This window comes from Pseudarthrobacter sp. LMD1-1-1.1 (genome assembly GCF_040676255.1).
In the GTDB taxonomy this organism is placed as follows: domain Bacteria; phylum Actinomycetota; class Actinomycetes; order Actinomycetales; family Micrococcaceae; genus Arthrobacter.
This window is the reverse complement of record NZ_JBEGHP010000028.1, coordinates 3,405-7,265: the sequence shown is the minus strand read 5'-3', so window position 1 is coordinate 7,265 and position 3,861 is coordinate 3,405. Positions and strand designations below refer to the sequence as shown.

General features: G+C 60.7%; 3 protein-coding genes. All 3 read right to left on the bottom strand.

Annotation, left to right across the window (positions count from 1 at the left end; genetic code table 11):
- Positions 1–729 precede the first annotated feature (729 nt).
- The 3 genes from MRBLMD1_RS21975 to MRBLMD1_RS21965 all read right to left on the bottom strand — a co-directional run bounded on the left by MRBLMD1_RS21975 (position 730) and on the right by MRBLMD1_RS21965 (position 3,677).
- Positions 730–1,869: a Fis family transcriptional regulator gene (locus tag MRBLMD1_RS21975; RefSeq protein WP_364403754.1), complete on the bottom strand. Its 1,140-nt coding sequence runs from the start codon at positions 1,867–1,869 to the stop codon at positions 730–732.
- Between the two features lie 337 nt (positions 1,870–2,206).
- Complete coding sequence (locus MRBLMD1_RS21970; RefSeq protein WP_364403751.1) at positions 2,207–2,560, bottom strand: helix-turn-helix domain-containing protein; 354 nt, start codon at positions 2,558–2,560, stop codon at positions 2,207–2,209.
- Positions 2,553–3,677 (bottom strand): tyrosine-type recombinase/integrase, encoded by a 1,125-nt coding sequence (locus MRBLMD1_RS21965; protein WP_364403749.1) that lies wholly within the window; start codon positions 3,675–3,677, stop codon positions 2,553–2,555. Before MRBLMD1_RS21965 ends, MRBLMD1_RS21970 begins: the two co-directional genes overlap by 8 nt.
- Between the last annotated feature and the right edge of the window lie 184 nt (positions 3,678–3,861).

Sequence of the window (3,861 nt, the reverse complement as noted above, 5' to 3'; positions counted from 1 at the left end):
AACTGGCATACACGGTTATTCATGGGCCGGGAGTAGCTCTATCGGAGGGCAGTAGTTCCGTTGGCCTGGGTCTGCCGAGGGTCGGTCCTTCGGAAGCTGCTGGCCGCCTTATCGTTACATCGTGAGATTCAGAAGAACGCGTCGAGACCACGTTGCCCGTCGGGCTCCCCGTGCAGACACCTTCAAATCGCGGGACTTAGTCGAGGTTCTTCGGACGGGTTTAGGACCTTGGCTGAAGGATGAAGGGTTCAAGCGACTGGGCAGCAATGCCTGGACTCGGCCATGGGGCGATGATCACCTCATCATTGCTGTCCAATGTGGCCAAAGCGGTTGGGATCCACGCGCGGGCAATCGATTCATAGTTGAGCTCGAGCGATCAAAGACACCCCAGCGCGCAACTGGCTTCAAGCGGGTTCGGGTTTGGCAGCTCCTCGATGAAGTTCGCCGGCGGGAGGCGCTCAACATCATCAGTGAAGTCGCCCTCACGTTGCCGGCTCCGGACGAGCAGTTCCTATTCCAACTTCCATCTGAGGTACGAGAGCACTACCTTCGATCGTTTGCACCAACTTCCGCAACAATCGACTCATTCGATGTTTGGTTCGCCTACTACGACGAGTATGACGCGGAGATCTGGACTGAATTTCTCAGCCGTTCGTTGGGACCGGCACTTCAGAGGTTTCGTGATCATTCGCCCTCGTAGGCGTTCCGCTGGCCGCCTTCTCCCGGCTCCTACGACTGCGGCACGCTAACTCGCTTGGGATGCACCCTTGTCGCGATGTATTGGGCGTATGCAGCGGCGGAGTCGGTGGCGTGGCGTTCGATGGTGGTGGGGGAGTAGCCAAGGGTCTCGGCGATGATGGCGACCGGGGCGAGTTTGGTGAGTTCGTGGAGAGTTCCGAGCCGCGCGGCGCGCGTGCTGAAGATCCGTGTCAGGCGTTGGGTTAGGTGGCTGGGGTTGATGTGCTTTCCTGGGAAATGGCCCGTGAAGACCCAGTTGCTGTTGGGGTGCGCGGCCGTGAGGCCGTGCGTTGGGTTCTCAGCCAGCTCCCGCCAGGGCTCATCCAATGGGTTTGGCAGTGCGATGTTAATTGATCCGAGCTGGACGGTGACGAGTTCTTCGGTGACCGCCACGTCTTCCCACGTCAGCTGAGCAATGCGTTCAGCCTGTTGCCCGAAGACCAGGACGAGGATCGCGGCGGCCTGATCTCGTGGGTCGATTTGTCCGTCGGAGTGGAGCACGCGGTTGAGTGCTTCATCCTGTCCTGTCTTGTCGAGTTTGGGGCTCGTTCCACGACGATGCGAGAGGATGGTCAGCCCTGCAGGGACGGCCTTGGCCTTGATGGCCCATTTCAGGAAGTGTTCAGCGATCCGTCTGGTGGTGGGCCCTTCTGCCTGCCAGAGGTCGAGATGAGCCTGGGTCAGCCCGGCGAGGCTGGCGCCGCGGTCGGCGAGCCAGTTGAGCAGGTCGATGGCGACGGTCACTTGCTGCTTGGCTCGCAGGAAGGTGCCGCGGCTGACTTCGTCCATCTGGTTCATCCGACGGAGGTGGTGCCAGCGGATGTAGCGACGGATGATGTCGCGGTTCTCAGGGTTGTCGATTCGGTCGAGGGCTTGTGCAGACCAGATCTCGTATCGGGTGCGAAGTTCGTCCCGACGGGGGAGAACGCCGTGCTCAATGAGGAGGCCACGGACGTATTCGCGGGTCCGCGAGTCGGGCAACCCATCGAAGACTTCATGCGTGATCGTTGGTGCGACGGCGAGGCTTCGGAGGAAGGCGGTGACATGCTTCTGCTGGATCCAGGTGATGCCGCTGTTGGCGCGTTTCATAGATTTCAACGCCGTGGCGAGCGGAATCAGGTTCGCGGCCATTTCTCCTGTTGATGGGTTTGTGAGGACCTCATCGACAACGGTTGCGAGCACGCATTTCCAGCAGCGTCCGCCACTGTGTAGTTCGTCTTCTGCTCCGCAAGCCTCGCAGTCGACGTTGAGCCGAACTCCCGAGCACTGGCGGCAGGCGGGCTGCTCACCGATAAGGCCTGGCAGGACGCCCTCATGCCCGCAGGCGCAGGTTCCTTTGATGCGTTTGGCCTGTTGATAGCAGTAGCCGCAGATTGCGCCATCGGGCCACCTTGCAACGGTTTGGTGGTGCTGGCGGCAGCGGGCGCAGGGGACTGGCCAGCGGATGGGATCCTCTGGCTTGCGTGGCCTAGTCACCGTTCTCGGGATTGACGAGTCGGATACGTTTAGCGATCGGGTTCCCGGGCTGGATTCCGAGGTCTTCGCTGCGTTGCGGTGCGTTGGCTGTCGCCGCGGCGCGCATCTCCACGAACGGTTCGAACAGGTCGTTCGGGGTGCAGTCCAGGATGTCGCAGAGCGCTGCAAAGGTCCTGGCAGGGATGCGTTCCGGCGCTGCGGTGACCAGCCGGTAGACCTGGCTTTCAGAGAGGTTGATGCCACGGGATCGCAGTAGGGGCATCAGTTCGGTGGTCTTCCAGAGGTTGCGCTTAGCCATCAGGGCCCTCAGGTTCCAGCGGTAGCCGATCCGGCGCTGTTCAGGCATCTGGGTCCTCCAAGTTGGCGATGCGGCGTGCGATCATCTGCTGCACGGTTTTCTGCTTGAAGTCCGACGATACCGATGTGTAGAGGCCCGTAGTTGAGGCGTACGAGTGGCCCACCTGGGTCTGCACGAACGCCGGGTCATAACCGGCCTCGATCAGATGGGTCACGTAGGAGTGCCTAAGGCAGTGCAGCCCCAATTCCTTCGGCAGTCCGACGGCGTCACGGGCAGCAGCGAAAGCATCCCCGAACGAGCCGAGCGACATCCGGGCGCCACGCTCGCTGGGCCAAAGGGCCGATGACCGGTCGGCCGTTGGGAACCGCTGCCGCATCCCGTCGGATGTCCAGGTCTTTAGCTGGTCCACGACCCAGTCAAACTCCGGAACCGTGAGGACGGTGCGCCGTCTGGGACCGGATCCTGCCGTGCCTTTAGCGAAACGGACTTGAAGGGCGCCGAACCGGCCATAGTCGCTGACGTGGGGGTTGGGGCCAAAGTCCTCCAGGTCAAGCATGGTCATCTCGCGTCGGCGAAGACCGTAGGCATAGCAAACCTTGAACGCCACTGAGTCGCGGAACAAGGGCAGCCACCGCTTGCTGCCGGCGGCGTACTCACGATCGACGAGATCGTCGATGTGATCGAACAGCCGCTGCAGTTCCGCCTTGGTGAATGACCTCTTCTGTGCCGGCACCGCGTCATCGGTGGTGTGCCTTGGCATGTTCCACTCGAAGCAGATCTGGCTTGGTATATCGCCGAAGGTTCGTTCGCAGAACTCGCCCCATCCGTAACCAGGATGGGTCAGGTAAGCGCAGAACATCGACACGGCGTTACCGTACGAACGCAGAGTCTTTAAGCTGATCGGCTTTTCCCCTGAGCGCAGCTCGGCCAGGAAATCCTCAATGTCCGCCGGGCCCCATTGCCACGGAAACTCGCCTGTGAACTTCTGGAACCGTTCCAGCAGCTGGCAGCGCTGTTTGATTGTCTGGGTCGTCAGCCCACGGGCCAGCATCTGAGCGCGCCAACCATCAAGCATCGCGGTGAAAGCTCGCTCATCAGCCCTGAACAGACCGATGTCCGGATCCACAAGCATCCGCGGAACAAACCCCGGAACGACACCGCTCACTGCAACCCCTAAACCACGGAAACATGCATTAGATGCAGGAAACCTATAGCTTCAGCGTTCTATGCAGCAAATCCAGAGAACATCACTGCGATACAGCCGGAAGAACAAACCACGTCTGACCTGCGGAAACGTCTAATACGTCATGTGCCGGGAGTTCTCGCAGCTACTTCTACTCCCGTTATTT